Genomic DNA, 19394 nt, shown 5'->3' with positions numbered 1-19394 from the left:
CGGTTGTGAAGAGTATCGATCTTAATCAGTATAGCGGTGTGCCTGACGGTAAAACCGATAATTCCGCCGCGTTTAAAAATGCCCTGGAGGCTCTGCGGGACGCCGGCGGCGGTGTCCTCACCGTGGGACCCGGAACCTGGATGACCGGTCCCGTCGAATTGTTTTCAAACACCACGTTGGAACTTGATGAAAAGGCGCTGGTCCGGTTCATTCCCGAGCCGGAACTGTACCAGCCCGTCCTTACCCGGTGGGAAGGCATAGAATGCTACGGCATGCATCCCTGTGTTTTTGCATCCGGCCAGGAAAATATTACCATCCGCGGCGGCCGTTTCGACTGCGGCGGCCAGGTCTGGTGGGAAATCCTGGACCGGAAACGCCGGAGCGGACAGAAGGAACCCGTCGATCCCATTGAAAAGAAAATTGCCTCCCTCAATCCCGGGTATACGGAACAGCCCGGCGGCGGCGGCGGCAGGGAAATCCAATTCCTGCGGCCGCCGGCGATCCAGTTTTTTAGCTGCAAAAAAATCCGGCTTGAAACATTCCATGTATCGAACTCGCCGTTCTGGACGGTCCACCCGGTGTACTGCGACAATATCGTCATTGACGGGATAAAAATCACCAATCCCCATAATTCACCGAATACCGATGGTATCGACATCGACTCCTGTACTGATGTTACCATTATCAACTGCGATATCGGTGTGGGCGATGACGGCATTGTTTTAAAGTCCGGCTCCGGAAAGGACGGAATCAGGGTGAACCGGCCCACCAGGAAAGTGCATGTAAAAAACTGCACCGTCGGGGACGGCCATGGGGGGATCGTCATCGGCAGCGAAACCGCCGGCGGAATTTTCGACGTGCTGGCGGAGGATTGTACCTTCAGCGGGACCGACCGGGGGATCAGGATAAAAACCAGGAGGAGCCGGGGCGGAGCCATCGAAAACCTGCGGTTCAGAAACCTGGTCCTGACCGAAAACCTCTGCCCCTTCGTGATTAACATGTATTACCGCTGCGGCGCCTCATTGGAAGACGGATATTTCAGCCTCGATGCTCAGCCCGTCGACAATACAACCCCCTCGGTAAAAAATGTGGAACTGGTCAATATCAAAGCTACCGGCTGTCTGGCCTCAGCTGGTTTTATCGCCGGCCTCCCGGAATCTCCGGCGGAAAACATTACAGTCAGGGATTGCATTTTTTCAACCAATGAAGAAAGCACGGTCAGCCCCGATGATTCGGATATGGCGCTCGGCATCCCGCCGGTCCGGGAAAAGAGTTTCAGGATTATCAACGCGAAGAATTTGAACTTTATTAATACAACGGTAGAAGGTCCGGCGGAGCCGTTTTTGTATGTGTAGGAAACAATAAACCAGAATAAATAGCAGCTGTACATGGGCGCTGATCTGCACGAATAATGAATTTTAAATTGAGCGGTTCTTTAAAAAAACGCCGTGCCTTTACGGCACAGCGTTGCCTCATTCTTACTTAAAATATTCCCTGGCGTTTCCGAAGGAAATGTTCCGGACTATCCCGGAAAGTTTTTCCATGTCGTTGGGGAACTCGCCGTTCTCAACCCAGCCGCCGATCATATTGCAGAGGATACGCCTGAAATACTCATGCCGGGGATAGGACAGGAAACTCCGGGAATCCGTGAGCATACCGACAAAGGCGGAAAGCATTCCCACATTTCCCAGGATACGCATCTGCTCTTCCATACCGTCCCGGTGGTCGCAGAACCACCAGGCGGAACCCAGCTGGATTTTCCCGGACACACCCTGCCCCTGGAAGCAGCCCATGAGGGTGGCCATGGGATAATAATCCTTCGGGTTAAGGGTATACAAAATAGTTTTCGGCAGATTGTTCCGGACGTCCATTTCGTTGAGAAGCAGCGAGAGTCCGCGGCTCATCTGATGGTCATGGGAAGCGTCGTAGCCCGTATCGGGTCCGAGGATTTTGAACATCCTGGCGTTGTTGTTCCTGATTGACGCCATGTGGAGCTGCATGACAATATCGTGTTTCGTATACAGACCGGCCAGGAAAACCATCATACTGGTTTTATACGCGTCGCTTTCTTTTGGAGAAATTGCTTCGCCCTTCAGGGCTTTCTTTACGATTGTATCCACTTCCGTATCCGATACGGCTTGGAAGGGCGGATACTCCAGCGCGTGGTCCGATGCCCGGCAGCCGTGTTCGATAAAATACATGAGCCGGTTTTCAATAGCCTGTTTTACCGAATCAAAGGAATTGATGGTGATTCCCGATGCCGCGGAAAGCTGGCCAGTATACTCTTTAAAGGAAGGAAGATCGATATTCAGCGCTTTGTCGGGCCTGAACGACGGTATAACTCTGGTACCGATGGTACCGATGGGAGCGGTCCCCGCCGCGATGGCCCGGTGGTATTCCAGGGTATCGGCGGGATCATCGGTGGTACCCACGGCGTACACGTTGAATTTCTCGAAAATACCCTTCACCGAAAGCTCACCGGACTGGAGTTTTTTGTTGGCCCTGTCCCAGATATCCCGGGCGGATTGAATCGTCAGGGGTTCATGGATATCAAAATACCGCTGGAGCTCCAGATGGGTCCAGTGGTACAGAGGATTGCCGATCAGGTTTTCCACGGTCCTGGTCCAGGCAAGGAATTTTTCGTAGGGATCGGCATTGCCGGTGATGTATGTTTCATCGATCCCCATGGTCCGCATCATCCGCCATTTGTAATGGTCGCCGCCGAGCCAAATCTCGGTAATGTTGGAAAACTTTTTATTCTCCGCAATTTGAGACGGGATGAGATGGCAGTGGAAGTCGTAGATGGGTTCATGCTTCGCCGTACCGTGGAACAACTCCCTGGCGCAGGAAGTGCCGAGGATAAAATCCTCATCCATAAATGGTTTCATAAGGTAACTCCGTCTTTTAATATGGCGATTTCCCGGTAATCATTTTCTTCGTTCCGGGTTCTGGCTGTTCCCGACGCGATACTGTACATAAGCTTCAGCAAATCCTGAAGGACAATTGCGGGGTCTTCGTACAGCATTCTGCCCGCGTCGAAATCTATCCAGTTGGGTTTATGCTCCGCCAGCGCGGTATTGCTGGAAATTTTCAGAGTTGGAACGGGCGCGCCCAGGGGGGTGCCCCTGCCGGTGGTGAATAAAATAAGATGTACTCCCGCGGCGGTCATGACGGTACAGGAAACGATATCGTTCCCCGGGCCCTCCAGCAGAAGAAGCCCCCGGGACGTTACCCGCCCGCCGTATTTGTACACATCATGGACAATCGCTGTTCCGCTCTTCTGGACACAGCCGCAGGATTTATCCTCCAGGGTAGTGATTCCGCCGTCCTTGTTTCCCGGGGACGGGTTTTCGTACACCACCTGGTTGTGGGAGATGTAATACTGTTTAAACCCGTTAATGAGATCTACGATTTTACGGTAGACCGCTTCGTTCTCGGCCCGGTCCATGAGCATCTGTTCCGCCCCGAACATTTCCGGAACTTCCGTCAGAACAGCGGAACCGCCCAATGAGGTGATTGTATCGCAGACCCGGCCCACCAGGGCGTTGGCGGTGATTCCGGAAAAACCGTCCGAACCGCCGCACTTCATGCCGATAATCAGCTCCGATACCTTTACGGCTTCCCGTTTAAATGGGGCCGCAAATTCGGCCAGCTCGGTGAGGAGTCTTTTCCCCTCCGCGATCTCATCCCCCGATTCCTGGGTTACCAGGTACCTGATTCTGTGCTGGTCCGTATCGGAAAAAAATTTTTTGAGGTCATCCACGGAATTGTTTTCGCAGCCCAGTCCCATTACCAGGACTGCCCCGGCGTTCGGATGGCGGACCAGGTCGGCCAGGATAACCCTGGTCGTCTCGTGGTCGTCCCCCATCTGGGAACAGCCGTAGGGATGGGTCCAGGCGTACACACCGTCAATACTGCCTTTTTTCCCTCCGAATTCCTCGTTGGCCCAGCGGGCCAGTTTTTCCGCGCTTCTGTTTACGCAGCCCACGGTCGGAACGATCCATAGTTCATTGCGGATACCGATTTGCCCGTCACTCCGCTTAAAAGCCTGTATTTCCGGGACCGGGCCGCCGGGCTCGGGAGCAGGATGTTTCACCTGCGAAGGATCGTAATGATAAACCGGATTCTCGTTCAGCAGGGTTTTAACATTATGGGTATGCACGTGGCTGCCCATGGGAATTGGCTTTGAGGCGGCGCCGATGGCATACCCGTACTTTATGATTTTTTCGTTTTCCGTTATATCCCGCAGGGCAGCTTTGTGGCCCGGCGGAATATCGTCCCGCAGGGTGATTTCGGCGCCGCCAACAAGGACCGTATCGCCTTTGCTCAGTTTCTCCAGCGCCACCGCCACGGAATCATCGGGATTGATTTTGATAATCTTCTTCTGTGCTTCCATGTTCAGGACTCCAGGAGAACATCTTCAATGGCGGCTTTGATTCCCGAGGTCTGGATCATCACAAAATATTCCGCCACGCCCCCGGGAAGTTCCGCATGCTTGGTAAGGTCTTCGCCCCACCACGCTTCCGCCGAAAGCACCGCTTTTACCAGGGCCGAACATTTATCTTCCATGTTTTCCGGAGACCGGTCAAAATCCTGGAATAGCTTTTCAAACTTCTGTAAAATCGGAAGATCGTCCTTTATGGGGTATGTTTCATTGCCCCGCGTTCCGGTGAGTTCACCGTTGGAAAGATTTTTCCCCTGGTAAAACGCGATCAGCGCTGCCATGGAAAAGGTTAACGCTTTGGGCAGGCTTCCATTTTTACGGATATAACCCAGCAGGGACGGCAGGACCCTGGTTTTGTATTTTGAAATTGAATTCAATGTGATAGAAAGCAGCATGTGTTTTATGTAAGGATTGGCGAACCGTTCCAGCACATCCCTGGCGTACTGTTCGAGCTGTTCTTTGTCCCCATCCATGGAAGGAATGATTTCCCCGAAAATTCCCTTTTTCATAAAACTGATGATGAGGTCGTCCTTGATACATTCTTCCACCGTATCCAGACCGTACAGAAAGGCGCCGGGAACCGTCATAGTATGGGCGCCGTTGAGGATCCGGACTTTTCTGGTGCGGTAGAAACTCATATCGTCTGTCCAGATGACGTTGAGGCCCGCTTCCTCCAGGGGCAGTTCTTTTGAATAATCCTTTCTGCATTCAATAACCCAGAGGTGGAATATTTCCGCCGTATCCAGGAGATCATCCCTGTAGCCGATTTTCTCCGTCAGGGTATCGGCTTCATCCCTGGGGTATCCGGTGACGATCCGGTCCACCAGGCTGTTGCAGAAATCACAGGCATTGTTCACCCAGCTGATAAAATCCTTTTCCAGATTCCATTCATCCGCGTACCGCAGAACGATTTCCTTTAACTTATCACCGTTTTTATCGATTAATTCACAGGGAATAAAGACGAGGCCCTTGGAACTGTCACCTTTGAAATTCTGCCATCGTTTGTGCAGGAATGCGCAGACCTTGGCGGGAAAAGCCCCCTGGGGTTTTGCGTCCAGAGTTTCACCGGGACTGTAGCTGATTCCCGCTTCGGTGGTATTTGAGATGATGAACCGAAGATCCGGGTTCGCGGCGCAGGCAGCATAATCATCAAACTGACTGTAGGGATTGATGCAGCGGCTCACCGAAGTAATCCGCCGGATTTCCTCAACGGTTTTTCCCTCCTGCACTCCCCGCAAAATGGTGGTATACATGCCCTTCTGGCCGTTAATCATTTCCGCCAAGCCTTTATCTATGGGCTGAACCAGAACGGCGCTGCCGTTGAAGCCGGTTTTTTCATTGGCTATATCCACCATCCAGTCAACGAAGGCCCTGAGGAAATTCCCCTCCCCGTACTGCAGAATTTTCTCGGGCCGTGAAACCGGCTTGAACTCATCGGTTATCAGTTTCATACAATGCTCCTCATGGTAAACGCGGAAAACATCCGTACCAGATATTATCCCTTCATAGTGTACCACAGATCTTTTTTAAACAAATTGGATTTTTCCTGGCAGGTTTTGCAATAAAACGTTGTTTGCAAAATTGCCCGAGCCGTGGGATAATAAAGTATTATGGCAAAAAAACGCATTGGTCTTCTTTTGGCTTCCATCCATAAGGGAACCGCCCTGAATGTGTGGGAAACCTTTGCCAGACAGGCCGCCGCGGAGGATATCAATTTTTTCATCTTCCCCGGGGGCAGACTCAATTCGCCCCTGGATTCAGACTATCTGCGTAATTCGGTTTATTCTTTGGTTAATCCGGAAAACCTGGATGGGATTATCAGCTGGAGTTCAACCATCGGCTATACGGTCCCCGAAGAGGAATTCCAGCGTTTCCATAAGGGATTCGAACCGCTGCCGCTGGTTACTATTTCATGGAAGGCGGAAGGCCATCCCTGCGTATACTTTGATGCCTACAATGGCATTAAGGGCCTGGTTAACCATCTGATAAGAAAACACGGTGTAAAACGGATCGCTTTTCTGCGGGGTCCCCTCTACCACCAGTCCACGGCCGACCGCCTCAGGGGGTACTGCGACGCTCTGGGGGATAACAAAATTTCCGTAGAAGAAAACAGCGCGCTTATCACCGATCCCTTTGACTGGAATTCCGGGGACGCCGCGGCGGCCCAGCTCTTCGAAACCCGGGGACTCGTTCCGGGCAGGGACTTTGACGCCCTGGCAGGCGCCAGCGATTTAATGGTTTTAGCGGCAATCCAGTATTTTCAGAAAAAAGGGTTCCGGGTTCCCGATGATTACCTGGCCGGGGGTTTCAACAATTCCGCCGAAAGCAGAATTCCCCAAAGCCGGCTCTCCACGGTTCATATGCCCTACAACGAACTAAGCAGCGAGTCTTTTGCGATGCTGCACCAGCTTTTGGCAAAGGGGACTGAAAAAAGCAAACACGGCGATGTGGTCCTCCCCATGGAAGTAATTATCCGGGAATCCTGCGGATGCAGCAGCTACGGAAACATCCTGGACAGCGGCTTCGGTAAAATCGATCTGGAAAACAATGCTGATTGGGAAGCAGCGCTGGTCAGTCTGATCCAGAAGGAGTTGTCCCTGGATGATGAAGATGTACAGGCCATGATCGTGCCTCTGGTACAGGCATTGGAGAAAAAGGACCTCAGGAAATTCCTGCGGCTCTTTGAACGGGCCCTGGTATCATTTTTCAGCAGCAAAAAGGATATCGATGTTCTTTTTACCATGTTTTCCGAAATCAGGAAATCCGGGTTTATTGATACTGAAACAGTACAACAGATAGAGCCTCTCATATTCAGAATGGTTGCCCGGATGCAGGAGAGTACCTATGCTTTTGAGGAATACCAGACCCAGAAATGGCAGAGTGTTCTGAATACCCTGAAATGCGAAATGTTCGGCATCAGAGACAGCCGGTCCCTGATCCAGATTTTATCCCGGCATCTTCCCGCCATCGGGATTACCACTTCCGCGATTATGCTGTATACCGACGAAAGGACTACCAGATGTATCGGCAGTTTTTCACCCGACGGCATGGCCCCTGAATATGATACCGATTTTCCCGTCCGGTGGATGTTTCCTGAACATATCAAACATTATTTTTCCGGCGGGATGTTTATGGTTCTTCCGCTGTTCATAGAAAACCAGTCCCTGGGCTATATTATCTTCAATATACCTTTTTACGATGGGGTAATATTTGAAGAGCTGCGGCAGACCGTAAGCAACGCCCTCCGGGGGATTTTCTTGTTTCAGGAAACACTGGCGCTGAAGCAGATAGCGGAAAAAGCGGAACAGACCAAAACGGAATTTTTCATCACCGCCGGAAACAGCATGTCGGATTTCCTTTCGGATATCCTGGAAGATTTGGATACCATGGAGCCGGGACTTTCATCCCCCGGGCCGCTGCATAACACGGTACAGCTCCTGAAATCCCGGATTAACACACAGCAGGAGCAGACGAATAAGCTCATTGATTTATCCCTTTCTCAGATCGATGAGTTTTCATTTAAGAAGAAACTCTTCAATATAAATGAGCTCCTGCCTGAATTGGGTTTATTCCCGCTTTTAACCGGGGACCCGGTTTATCTTCTGCAGGCTTTTTCTATAATACGGGAGGAATACGGAAGCCGTGTTTCCGCCCGTATGGGCCGGACTGAACTTATCCTTGAATTCAGGCCGCCGGAACCGCTGCCCCAGTCGCTCTGGTCCAAGCAGAGCCTTCTGCTTGCGGAACGGATCATCCTGCGTCACGGCGGAGACTTCCATATTGACAGCTCTGTTTGTACGGTGCATTTGCCTTGGCTGACGATTTCAGGTCAGCTTCCGGTGAAATCAAAAACAGCACCCGGGACCTGTGTGTTTTCCATTTCAGACCCTCCGCCGCCCATCTCCGGGATGGATGATTACCGGGTGGTTTTTGCCTCAGAGGTTAATCAGAATTTCCCGATACCCGGTGAAGCCGCCTGTATTGTCTGGGATGCCGACAGGGCATCCACTGAAGAATTTATGTATGTGGCCAGGCTCCGTTCCCAGACGGAGGCCGCAGCTATTCCGTTCTTTTGTTACGGTACAAAGTTAGAGGGCGAAACCCTCATTGACGCGGTGGACTCCCGCATTCAGAAACCGAAGGAAGGCATAACCCTCTTTATCGGACATCCGTCGCACTTTTCCTTTGACTGGGCCTGTCCCGATACGGCGGTGCACATCAACTCCATAAACCAGTTTGCCGACGCGGTTGCCATGTTAGTTCCGGTCCTCATCGTACTGGATACCCTTGACATTGAGACTATTGAAAATATCCGCCGGCACCCGGCTACGGTAATGGTACCCCTGATTGTTTTACCCGAAAAAATCGAGTCCGCGCCGGATGTGATGCAGATCTGCCGTTTCTCACGGCTGATCTTCTGCAACCGCTGCGTAGCCGCGGCGCCGGAGTTTTCCGCCCGGGTTAAGGATATCATTGCCGGAAAGGAGATTCTCCCGCCCCATACCGGCGCTTTGGTTAAGAAAGCGGTCTTATATTTTAATCAGCATGTGGAGTCCCACATTTCACGCTGGAAACTGGCGGATTCAATAAATGTCAGTGAAGATTACTTAACCCGAATTTTCCACCGGGAACTGGGCCTTCCGCTTTGGGATTATCTGAACCGGTACCGGGTATATATTGCCTCGGAACTGCTTTTGCATACCGACGGGACCATTTATGAAATCTCCGAAAAGACCGGATTTCAGGACCAAGCCTATTTCTGCAGGGTGTTTAAAAAAATAACCGGTACATCACCGGGCCAGCTGAGAAAAAAATAGTAAATCCTCAATTCTTCCGGAAGGAATATTCTCCCCGGTAGTTGCTTGCGTTGTAAACGGGATATTTGACTGGCTCGTCGCCGTGGACGGAATCGTTTTCCTGGGTGTATACCCATAACCGCCTTCGGTCCCAAAGAACGATTTCATCCCTGCCGTTTCCGTTAAGATCAAGCACCTCCGCGCAAAGATCCGGATGGCCGTCGTCGGGGAAACTGACCACCACGTCACCGTCACCGTCAATTAAACCGCCATGGACAGAATTCCCGTTAAGAAGGATAAGATCAACACCACTGCCGTCCCAGTTTACGGGGCTTATCAGGTTGCCGTTTGCCCGGGATTCCCTATGCCATATTTCATTTCCCTTACAGTCATATAAATAAATAATCCCCTGATTTTCCCAGAATGTGGTGGTACAAATCTCATATCCCTTTCTGTCAGGGCAGTAATTCCCGGTGCTTATCCGCTGCCCGTGGCCGTTTATATCCCGGGCAAGAAGATTCCCGTGTATATCGGCGATCATAAACCCTTCCCATCCTGATACGATGGCCAGAAGCCCCTCGGGATGGCCGGGATCAAAGTGGCCGAAAATGATTTCGTCGGTGTGGTCCTCTTCGATGGGAAGTTTCCACTGCAGCTTTCCGTCACTGCCGATCATATTATAGCAGCTGAAGATCTCGTCCTTTCCGTCGCCGTTAAAATCGAACGAATACGGAAAATGGCCGGTGTTGTTGTGGGAAAATTTCCAGAGGAGTTCAAGATCGCTGTTGTATACCCACAGCCGTGAATACCGGTCCTTAATCAGGATATCCGAAGGCCTTTTATTTCCCGAAACATTGGCAATCCGTATGGCGTCAACATTCAGCCTGGTATAGGCATGCCGCCCGAATTCAATACCGCAGAGATCCGATTCCTTCTCGGTATTTTCAGGGCAGGGAATCTGTTTTTTTATTTTTCCCGTGGCGCCGTCAAGTATGAACAGGGTAAAATCCCAGGAGCAGATTACCTCATCGATCCCGTCGTTATCAATATCATATACCTGAACAGGCAAATCGGTGGTGAGCTCGATTACGTCTTCATCATCCCGGGGTTCGCCGATCTGCCAGAGAACAACACCGCTTTCCAGGCTGACCGCGGTCATGCAGCTGATAAAGGGATACCGGTCTTTATAAACCCTTCTCTGGTGCTGGCAGATAATAAAAAACATTTCTTCCGTACCGGTAAGATGGCCAAACCGGATTTGCCTCCCGGCGCCGAAATTCTTCAGATCGATTTTCTTTGCCAATTTCATGGCCGCATGGCTTTCACGTTTTTTATCCAGAAGATGCAGCTTTTCCTGTTCCGATTTTTCAAACGCGGCGGCCACTGCTTCATCAACCCCAACATGAACGGAAAGAAACTGGGCCGGCATTCCCGCGCTTATGGCAATACAGCCTGTCTTATACACACCATCGGACACACGGAGCAATTCCTTTCCGTTCACTGAACAGACAAAGGTATCATCCTTAACACGCACCGTTAACTCATGGAAGGAATCCTTATCCCAGCTGAAATCACAGGACGCCAGAACGGTTCTTTCGCATTTCTGCACCCGGTGAATTTCAGCCCTTCCCCTGACGAGATAAAATCCGTAATGCATGAGACTCGTCTGGTAACGGAACAATACTCCGCAGGGTTCCTCCGCGCCGAAGACCCTTACCTTCACTGTTACGGTGTAATCAGTCCATCGGGTATCACCGCCGGCAAGCATCGGTGTGGCGAGATTTTTTCCGGGGGTACAGATTCTCATTTGCTCCATGCAGCGGACCCCGTCCATAAAAGGAGCGGTCACCAGCCAGGAAGGGCCTTTATAGCGGTAACTGACAATGGGATCGTACCATTCCCCGGAATATCCCTTTGGCGGAATATAATGGTATTCCCCCATGGCTGAATGTTCGGGATCGTATGGGAAGGGCCCTATTGGAAAGGCGGTGAAGTCATCAATAAAAAGAGTCACACCCATGGAACTGTTCCTTCTTTACCATTTTACAAGTGAATCAATATATACCGGCAAACCTGAAGCAATGGATTTATTCGCCGCGATTCCCGTGAGCGCTGATTTAATCCCGTCCACAAAATCCGCGGCTCTATGGAAAGGATCGGGGGGCGGGTTCTCCAAGAAAATATCATCCAGCATTTTGGGGTCACCCCCGCCATGGCCGCCTTCGGCCATTTCAATCGGAACACCATAGGGGGCGTCGAACATGGGGCACACCCGTATTGTATGGGTAACCGCCGCCCCCTCTTCACTCTTATTGCCGCCGGCATTGATATACGGTTTTTCAACAGCGTTGTATTCTATTCTTCCTTTTGATCCGTTGAACACCACATTGTACCCTTCCCAGGGCAGGTATGAATTGAGGGAATAGGACATCATTGCGCCGCTCCGGTAGTTCACCAGAACCGCCATGGTATCTTCTATACTGATATCGTCGCTGAAAACACTGCGGTCCCTGATATAGCCGCTGTCCTTTTCGGCGTCCAGATAGAGGCCTTTCAAGGTAGGGTTGCTTTCAAGGTCAATGGCAAAGGGATCGCCCTTTGCGTTCTGGTTTCCGTGACAGCGGTCGTAGAAATTATTAACGCCCCTTTTTTCAGCGGCAGCCCTGCCATAAAAATTGAGGGCACCGTTGGCATATACCTTAACCGGTTCGGTGCCGAGCCAGAAATTCACCAGGTCAAAATGATGGGTGGCCTTATGCACCAATAAGCCGCCGGAGTTTATCTTATTCCGGTGCCATCTTCTGTAGTAGTCGGCGCCGTGGACGGTATTGAGCAGCCATTCGAAATGAACCGAGAATACTTCGCCGATAGCGCCGTCTTTGATAAGCTCCCTGATCTTTGTATGATTCGGGGCATACCGGTAGTTGAATGTTACCCGGACATTGCGGCCCGTTTCCCGGCGGGCATCGATAATCCTCTGGGCCTTTTCTTCATTAATGGTGATGGGTTTCTCAGTAATTACATCACAGCCCTTTCGCATGGCCCTGACAATGTAATCGTCATGGGTCCGGTCCACGGTGGTCACAATGACGGTATCGGGCTTTTCCGTATCGATCATTTCCTCGAATCTGTCCGCGGTGTACATCGGCACCGCGGCGCTTTTGCATTCGGATTCAAGGGTACTGTTGGCAAATTTCATTCTGGCGGGACTTTGATCGCAGAAGGCGACCAATTCCGAACTGTCATTGTATCTGGTTGCAATGGCTTCGTAAAACATCCGGGCCCTTCCGCCGGTACCTACCTGGGCATATCTTTTTTTAGACATAAGCATCTCCTTCCGTATTGAAGACTAATAAAGTATACGCCAAAGAACGTATATCTGTCGTTGCAGGGAACGGAAAATAACTTATACTTTTTCGAAGCTATCCCCTTCCCCGCATGGTACATACCATTCTATAATTTTAACAATTGCCTCGAGTTAGACACCCAATCAGCCGGCCGGATTCCTGTCAGACTTGGAAACAGTTTTAATAATCCGTTCTGATTGTTGAACGGACTTCCTTGCTGTAATCCGACGGCGATATGCCGGCATGCTCTTTAAAGAACCGGGAAAAATACTGGAGCGTTTCGAATCCCAGGTTCCAGGCTATTTCCGAAAGGGACAATTCCGTGTGCATGATAAGCTGCTTTGCCCGGTCGAATTTTTTTTCATTTATATACTGAACCGCCGAAAGTCCGGTCTTTTTTCGGATAAGCCTGTATATGTAATCCTGGTTGTAGCCGCAGGCTTTGGCGACATCCGCCAGGGAAAATCTTTTGTGGATATTCTTTTCGATATAATCGTCAATAACATCAAGAAGGATATCGTTTTTTATGATTTCACCTTTACTGAGTTTCGATACTTCAAAAACCGGGATCGAATTCCGGTGAGCCATCCTGTACATCATCAGCAGACATTCCAAAAGCAGAGCGTTGGACATTTCCCGGTAATAACTGATCTTCCGCTGGCCTTCCAGAACAACCCGTGAAAGTATTTCGAAAATGGAACCATCGTCAGCCATTACCATATCAAGCCCGGATATTAATTCCGTAAAGCCGGGATCATCGCTGACAAACTTAACCTCAACCGTCTTCATTCCGTCTTCAGAAATAACATGAAAGTCATGGGCGGAACCCTTCGGGATAAGCATAATAGAGTTCTTTTTCAGGCGGTATGGCTTGCCGTTCACGTGGGCTTCTGCCTCGCCGGAGTACACCAGCTGTATCTGGTAATCCTCCGGATGGTAATGCCCGGAAACGCCGCTTCCGCAGCGGTAGTGAAATCGTCCTGAAAAAGTCAGTTTATAATCCAAATCCGCACCCCGGTTTGCATCGTACCAGCGAAAACGGAGACCATCAAGATTTAATCCGCGCAACACACCACTTCCCGAAGGGATTATCCTTTCACTCCGCCGACCATCAGTCCCGATACGAAATGCTTCTGAATAAACGGATAAATTACCAGCACAGGAAGCATGCCCAAAACCATAACGGCCATTTTCAGATTATTGTATACATACGCGGCATTGCCGCCCAGGGAATCATCGGATTCGAAAATGAGACTGCGCAGCACCACCTGGAGGGTGTATTTCCGGCTGTCGTTGATAAACATGACCACCTCAAAATACCGGTTCCAGTAGCCGACAAAATAAAAAAGTGTTACCGCTGCAATAATAGGAACGGCCAGGGGTACAACAATCTTCAGCAGAATCCTGATATCATCGTAACCGTCAAGTTTTGCCGATTCTATCAGCGAAACAGGAATACTGGTCATGAAGTTTTTGACGATGATCAGATTAAACGTTGACAGGCCCACGGGAATAATAATTGCTGCCATTTTATTGATAAGCCCGAGCGAACGGACCACAATATAAAAGGGCATAATCCCCACATCAAATACAAGGGTAAAAACAATCAGCTTCATGAGAATATTTCTTCCGATCAATTCCTTCTGCGCCAGGGCGTAACCCATGGGCACCGTGACAACCATGGAAAAAAGCGTTCCCACCACGGCGACAAAAATTGAGTTCTTAAAGGCGTTCATGTACCCGCTGTTCAGGACCCGATAATAGTTGTCAAAAGTAAAGGACCGCGGCATCAACAGGTATTCGTTTCCCATTACATCAACATCTTTTGCAAAGGATGTAATAAGGACGTTCCAGATGGGAATCACCACTATCAGACAGACCGTTCCGAGAATAATATAGTTAATAATCATAAATACCCTGCGGCTTGCGGGTTCTTTGAATGACCGTCTTCTCATTTTTCCGTCTCCCTACAAAATCGGTTCGTCCAGGAACCGGCTGCTTATCTTATTCGTCGTTAATACCAGAACGAGGCTAATAATAGAAGTAAACATACCTACCGCGATGGAATATCCCATATCGCCCTGCAGCACCCCCTCGCGGAATACATAGGTTTGCAGTACATCCGCCACATCGTACACCGCGGCGTTATACATAACGAGAACCTGTTCAAAAATAAGCAGTACGTGGGAAAGATTGAGGAGGAGCATGGTCACAATGGTGGAACGGATTGACGGCAGGGTTACGTTGAAGAGTTTCATCCAGCGGCCAGCGCCGTCCACCGTAGCGGCCTCATACAAGTCCGGTTCAACGGTACTGAGGGCAGCCACATAGATAACGGCCCCGTATCCCATCTGCCGCCAGATATACGACGATACCAGCACAGGCCTGAAATAAGTTGTACTGGCCATAAAATATATTGGATCGCCGCCGAACAGTTTAATAATGGAATTCACCAGTCCCGATGACGGCGACAAGAGGGTCACGAAAATACTTCCCACCACAACCCATGAGAAGAAATAGGGTATATAAATAAGAAACTGTATAACCCGCTTTGCGCGGAGGCTTTTCAGTTCGTTGATTAAAAGGGCTACAATGATTGGAGCGGGAAAATAAAAAACGATATTTGCCATGCTGATAATAAGGGTATTCTTAAAGGCCTTCCAGAAGATAGCGGAGTTAAACAGCCGCCGGAAATTCTCAAATCCGATAAATGAAACCTTTGCCCTGAATCCGTAATCGGTAAACGCCAGGCCCAATCCCATCATGGGGAGGTATTTGAACAGGATATACCAGATTAATCCGGGGAGCAGCATAAGCAGAAGGTATTTCTGCCTTCTCACCCGGACGGATAATGGTTTGTGTATATTGGGGACGCTATTTTTTTTCACGGCTCCTCCCTGAAATTTTTTCCATTGATGCGGATAAATAGAGAACTATGTTCTCACAGAACTACTTTTACTTCCAGCACTTCGTCGCCGCATAATTTCCTGCTCAGGCTGTCTCCCTGGCGGCCGCCGGTTTGGAGTGTCCATTCACCGTGCAGGGGCTCCGGGAGCCGTTACCATCAACGCAGGTAAACATCCTGGCGGGAACAGCAACAGAGACTTGCCTGCGTTCTCCCCGCTTCAAAAACAGGGAACTGAAACCAAACAGACAGGGATGGAGCGGAAAATCCGGATCAGCGGTTTTTCCGTATACCTGGACAACTTCCCGGCCGTCCCGTTCTCCGGTATTTTCAACGAAACATGAAACCACCACAGAACCGTCTTTCTTTTTTTCAGCTTTTATATCACCGTACGCAAACTGTGTATACGAGAGCCCGAATCCGAAGGGATAGAGTGGCTCTTCCAGGGCATAACGGTAGGTTCTTCCCTTCATGGAATAATCGGTAAAATCGGGAAGGACCGTTTCGGCCTTTGGGAATGTGATGGGTAGCCGCCCTGAGGGATTATAGATACCGAAAATAATTTCCGCCAGCGCCAGTCCGCCGGTCTGTCCCGGATACCAGGCCTGGATAAGGGCTTTGACATTTTCCATTCCCGTAATTTCCGGATCAATGGGGCCGCCGGAAAGCAGTACCACAATAACGGGTTTCTTCACCGCGGCTACCGCTTCAAGCAGAGTCCTCTGGGCTTTGGGAAGCCGTAGGTCTTTTTTATCCCCCGCGAATCCGCCGTTGCCGTCGTCCCGCATTTCTCCTTCAACGGTCTCATCAAGACCGAGGCACAGAACCGCCACATCCGCCAGTTCCGCGCAGGCCGCCGCCTCGGCGATCCGGTCGTTTTCCTCCGCCAGCCTTTCAACATTTCCCTTTACCAGGCCGCTGCCCTGGGAATAATATATCCTGACCGATTCCCCCGCAACCCGCCGGATTCCTTCCAGTACCGTGGTGTAGCGGCTCGATGTTCCATGGTAATTGCCCCAGAGCGCGGTATTGCTGTCCGCGTTTGGGCCGATAACCGCAATGGAAGAAATTGCTTCCCTGTTAAGAGGTAAAAAGGAATCGGCATTCCGAAGAAGCACCATACTTTGGCGTGCCGCTTCGTGGGCCGCCTCGGCGTGTTCATCCGTATCAACCTGATCGTAGTTAACAGCGTCATAGGGACAGTCATCCGCAAACATCCCCAGCTGGAACCGGGTGGTCATTATCCGTTCGCAGGACCGCCGAATCTCGTCGGCAGAGACCAATTTTTTTCTGTAGGCCTTTTCCAGGGAATTGTATTCACAGCCGCAGTTAAGATCGCAGCCGTACCGCAGGGCCATTGCCGCCGATTCCTCAGGGTTCTTTGTAATATGGTGGCCCTGATGGAAATCCCGGATTGCCCAGCAGTCGGAAATATAAATTCCTTCAAATTCCCAGCCGCCCCGGATCAGCGAATCCATCATGCCGTTGGCGCAGGCCGGCTCTCCGTTTATCATGCTGTAGGCACCCATGACACCGTTTACGTATCCCTCCCGGATGGAAAATTCAAACGCCGGAAGGTATGTCTCATAGAGATCCTTGGGAGAAACTACCGCGTTGAAATGGTGCCGCAGAGGTTCCGGCCCGCTGTGGGCAACGAAATGCTTTACCGCCGCGGCGGTTTTCAAATACGGGCCGTCACCCTGGAGGCCGCGGATAAACGCAACGGCTAACTGTCCGGTCAGGAAGGGATCCTCCCCGTAGGTTTCCTGCCCCCTTCCCCATCGGGGATCCCGGAAAATATTGATATTCGGGGACCAGACGGTAAGGCCTTTATAAATTCCCCGGTCACCCATTTTAGAAAAGGTATTGTACTTGGCCCTTTGTTCGGTGGAGGTAATATCCCCGGCCTTAAAAAGCAGTTCGGAATTGAATGTGGCCGCCAGTCCGATTGCCTGGGGAAATACCGTGGCGGTACCCGATCTGGCGGCGCCGTGCAGGCCCTCGTTCCACCAGTTGTAGGATGGTATGCCCAGCCGTTCAACCGCCGGAGCGGTATGCAGCAGCTGGGGAATCATTTCCTCAACGGTCATCTCTGAGACAAGCTGTTTCGCCTGTGTTCTGAATCGCTGGATATTGTGCATAGTGGTGCGCCTGTTCTGTTCCGGCTTAATCCGGGTTCCGGCCCTTTGGAAGGGCCGGCCGGAATCATTTTCAGTCTTTTGCTATTTAGCGGAATTCAGTTCCTGCAGGATCCGGGGACCCTCGATGCTCTTCCAGAAATTTTCGTATTCCGCCATGCCGGCGTCAACGGAAACGCTGCCGACAATGATTTTCGCGGCGATGGATTCCCTGGTGCTCTTTATGGAAGGCGCCACCCGGTCATAGGTAAGGGAAATCCCCACGGGAACATCGGCGGAATAATTGGGACCCAGGTTCGGCTGCATGGCGCGGATTTCCGTAACCTGCCGTTTCACACCGTCCTGCATTGCCTGGTCAAGGGCAAAGGACAATTTGGTGACATCGTAGGAGACGATGGAATCGCTCAGGTAGTTAAAGGTGTATTTATACCCGGAGTTAGCCGCCTTGGAGGTGGGGACAATCTGCTTATTCTGATCGAGGGTGTAATGGTATCCTTCAAGACCGATACCGTAGAATGCCTGGTACACTTCGGGATCCATTACGATGGTTTCGATAACCTTGACAGCCGCCGCGGGGTCCTTCGTCCGGGAGGATACCACCCAGGCAGTCTGGGTAGCTTCATTCAGCGAGCCGCCGTAGCCGTTGGGTCCGACAATCTTATAAATCAGAAACATATCGGTGGGCTTGTTGGCCGCCTTGGTATTCTGAACGTAGTTGATGTAGTTGGTTACGTAATCGATATCGCTGGCCGCCTGGGCGGTGTAGGTTTTTTCCCGCATGGCGGTATTTTCCGTGGTGAGGAATTCCTGGTTGAGGATACCGTCGACATAAAGCTGCCTAAGATACGCCAAGGCCTGCCGCATTTCGGAGGTCTGGAACCCGTCCACGAAGGTTCCGTTTTTCTTATAGATGCCGCCCCAGGCGCCGAAGGAATTATAAAAATACTGGAAGTTATCCACCCATTTCGGGAAACAGAACGGGACGATTCCCTTTCCCGCGAACTTTTTCATTTCCCGGCTGAATTCCTCCGTGGTGGGAGTGTGGGACAGTTTGACCCCATACTGGTCCATCAGATCCTGGCGGATGTAGAGAGCCTTCGCCTTGGGGAAGTTGTAGGGAATAAAATAAATTTTACCGTCGATTTTAAGATCATTGAACAGTGAAGGGTCCATTTGGGACAGCACCGGCGATTTGGCGATATAATCGGTTAAATCCAGAAGCTGTTCCCGGGCAACCATCTGGGGAATCCTGGTCATGGCCTGTGAAACGGAAAATACATCGGGAATATCGCCGCTGTTTACCAGGGTTGCCAGTTTATCGCTGTAGCTTGCCAGGGGCGGAATAATCGGTGAAATAGTCACATTGGTTTTGCTTTCAATAAGTTTTGTGACCGCATCCTGAAGATCAGGATCCGTGCTGAGTCCATAGGTATTATCCGCCGAAGCGACTTTGACCACAGTCTTTGAACCGCCGTCGTTCTGGCCGCCGGCCCATACCATACTTGCAGAAACGATAAGAAATGCCAAAAGAAATACCGCATTTTTCTTCATTCTTCCTGTCCTCCGGTTTCCGGGTGTATGAAATGCGCCTCTTTTTACCCGGCTGCTTTAAAAGTTTTCTTAGTATAACGGCATGAAATGAAAACTGTCGTTAGCAAAAAAGAATAAATAATTTATACAAATCCGTAGGTACAATAGGAAAAATTATAAGTCCGGAGCCGGCATTTGCGGAAGTTGCTGCGGACAATCCGCGTCCGGGACAAA

12 protein-coding genes are annotated in these 19394 nt (G+C 50.7%); 2 read left to right on the top strand and 10 right to left on the bottom strand.

All coding sequences use genetic code 11. From position 1 onward, the window contains the following. Nucleotides 1–5 precede the first annotated feature (5 nt). Nucleotides 6–1355 (top strand): glycoside hydrolase family 28 protein, encoded by a 1350-nt coding sequence (locus tag JFL75_RS18370; protein ID WP_215628126.1) that lies wholly within the window; start codon nt 6–8, stop codon nt 1353–1355. 123 nt (nt 1356–1478) lie between these two features. Here JFL75_RS18370 and uxaC read toward each other — a convergent pair whose 3' ends face one another. The 3 genes from uxaC to JFL75_RS18355 are packed head-to-tail and all read right to left on the bottom strand — an operon-like array spanning nt 1479 to nt 5895. Beyond that, nucleotides 1479–2888 carry a glucuronate isomerase gene (uxaC, locus tag JFL75_RS18365; protein ID WP_215628125.1) on the bottom strand — a complete coding sequence of 470 codons (1410 nt, stop codon included), beginning with the start codon at nt 2886–2888 and terminating at the stop codon, nt 1479–1481. Beyond that, nucleotides 2885–4396: a UxaA family hydrolase gene (locus JFL75_RS18360; RefSeq protein WP_215628124.1), complete on the bottom strand. Its 1512-nt coding sequence runs from the start codon at nt 4394–4396 to the stop codon at nt 2885–2887. Before JFL75_RS18360 ends, uxaC begins: the two co-directional genes overlap by 4 nt. Before the next feature lie 2 nt (nt 4397–4398). Next, nucleotides 4399–5895 carry a tagaturonate reductase gene (locus JFL75_RS18355; protein WP_215628123.1) on the bottom strand — a complete coding sequence of 499 codons (1497 nt, stop codon included), beginning with the start codon at nt 5893–5895 and terminating at the stop codon, nt 4399–4401. 159 nt (nt 5896–6054) lie between these two features. Here JFL75_RS18355 and JFL75_RS18350 point away from each other — a divergent pair, with 159 nt between their 5' ends. After that, complete coding sequence (locus JFL75_RS18350; RefSeq protein ID WP_215628122.1) at nt 6055–9261, top strand: helix-turn-helix domain-containing protein; 3207 nt, start codon at nt 6055–6057, stop codon at nt 9259–9261. 7 nt (nt 9262–9268) lie between these two features. Here JFL75_RS18350 and JFL75_RS18345 read toward each other — a convergent pair whose 3' ends face one another. The 7 genes from JFL75_RS18345 to JFL75_RS18315 form a co-directional block, all read right to left on the bottom strand. Next, entirely contained in the window at nt 9269–11260 is a 1992-nt protein-coding gene (locus JFL75_RS18345; protein WP_215628121.1) for a hypothetical protein, read from the bottom strand. A 15-nt stretch (nt 11261–11275) separates the two neighbouring features. After that, nucleotides 11276–12565, bottom strand: a complete 1290-nt coding sequence (locus JFL75_RS18340) for a Gfo/Idh/MocA family protein (protein ID WP_215628120.1) — start codon at nt 12563–12565, stop codon at nt 11276–11278. Between the two features lie 202 nt (nt 12566–12767). Next, complete coding sequence (locus tag JFL75_RS18335; protein ID WP_215628119.1) at nt 12768–13592, bottom strand: AraC family transcriptional regulator; 825 nt, start codon at nt 13590–13592, stop codon at nt 12768–12770. Between the two features lie 83 nt (nt 13593–13675). Beyond that, complete coding sequence (locus JFL75_RS18330; protein WP_215628118.1) at nt 13676–14542, bottom strand: carbohydrate ABC transporter permease; 867 nt, start codon at nt 14540–14542, stop codon at nt 13676–13678. A gap of 12 nt (nt 14543–14554) precedes the next feature. Continuing rightward, the gene (locus tag JFL75_RS18325) at nt 14555–15475 is read right to left on the bottom strand and encodes an ABC transporter permease (protein WP_223292700.1); all 921 of its coding nucleotides are present in this window, start codon (nt 15473–15475) and stop codon (nt 14555–14557) included. A 103-nt stretch (nt 15476–15578) separates the two neighbouring features. Then, nucleotides 15579–17633 (bottom strand): glycoside hydrolase family 3 C-terminal domain-containing protein, encoded by a 2055-nt coding sequence (locus tag JFL75_RS18320; protein WP_223292699.1) that lies wholly within the window; start codon nt 17631–17633, stop codon nt 15579–15581. Nucleotides 17634–17714: 81 nt separating this feature from the next. Further along, a complete protein-coding gene (locus JFL75_RS18315; RefSeq protein WP_215628117.1) occupies nt 17715–19181 on the bottom strand; it encodes an extracellular solute-binding protein in 1467 nt (488 codons plus the stop codon). Nucleotides 19182–19394 lie beyond the last annotated feature (213 nt).

This window comes from Breznakiella homolactica, assembly GCF_016616095.2.
Taxonomy (GTDB): Bacteria; Spirochaetota; Spirochaetia; order Treponematales; family Breznakiellaceae; genus Breznakiella; species Breznakiella homolactica.
This window is presented reverse-complemented; position numbering and strand designations above follow the sequence as displayed.